Annotated in this window: 1 protein-coding gene; it reads right to left on the bottom strand. The window is 59.1% G+C overall.

The annotated features are described in order from the left end of the window. A partial coding sequence (locus NQS30_RS21335; RefSeq protein ID WP_350322353.1) for an AMP-binding protein occupies nt 1-766 on the bottom strand: 766 nt, incomplete at both ends.

Genomic DNA, 766 nt, shown 5'->3' with positions numbered 1-766 from the left:
AATATAGGCGTAAAGCGCGGTTTCGCCGTGTTCGTTCCGGGCGGTGACCGCCGCCTCACGAATGCCGTCGATGCGCCGGATCGCCGCTTCGATCTCTCCCGGTTCAATCCGGTAGCCGCGGACTTTCACCTGTCCGTCTGAACGTCCTAGCCATTCGACAAGGCCGTCTTCTGTCCAGCGTGCGATATCGCCCGTCTGATACATGCGCTCTCCCGGATAAAACGGATCATCGAGAAAACGCTCCTCCGTCAGCTCAGGCCGGTTCAGATAGCCCCGGGCCACCCCTGTCCCCGCGATGTACAGCTCTCCTGCCACGCCCGCAGGCTGGATGGTTCCTCCGCTATCTAATACATACAGACGGGCACCCGGAACGGGTTTACCAATCGGAAGCCGCGTCCGTCCGCTGTCCCGTTTTCGGTCACAGACGTAAAACGCCGCATCAACCGTCGCTTCCGTCGGCCCGTAGCCGTGAATAAGCACGGTCTCCGGCAGAAGATCGGCAAACCGGGCAGCCGTAAGCGGTGAAAGAGCTTCCCCTCCGGCAAACACGCGTGTCAAGGTTCTGCCGAGGCGTGTTCTTGTTTCCGTAGGCTCTGTTTCCAGCGCGTCTAAAAAGCTGTTGACCATCGCCGGAATAAAATGCGCGGTCGTCACCTTTTCTGAGGCAAACGCTTCAATCATCCGCACAGGATCTTTCTCCCAGCCGGCAGGAAGCAGATACACGGAGGCGCCGGACATCGTCCACCAAAACAATTGCCAGATGGAG

Origin of the sequence: Bacillus sp. B1(2022) (genome assembly GCF_040259625.1) — a bacterium.
Classification (GTDB): Bacteria; Bacillota; Bacilli; order Bacillales; family Bacillaceae; genus Bacillus; species Bacillus velezensis.
The sequence above is the reverse complement of the archived record's forward strand: the minus strand, read 5'-3'. Positions and strand labels throughout refer to the sequence as shown.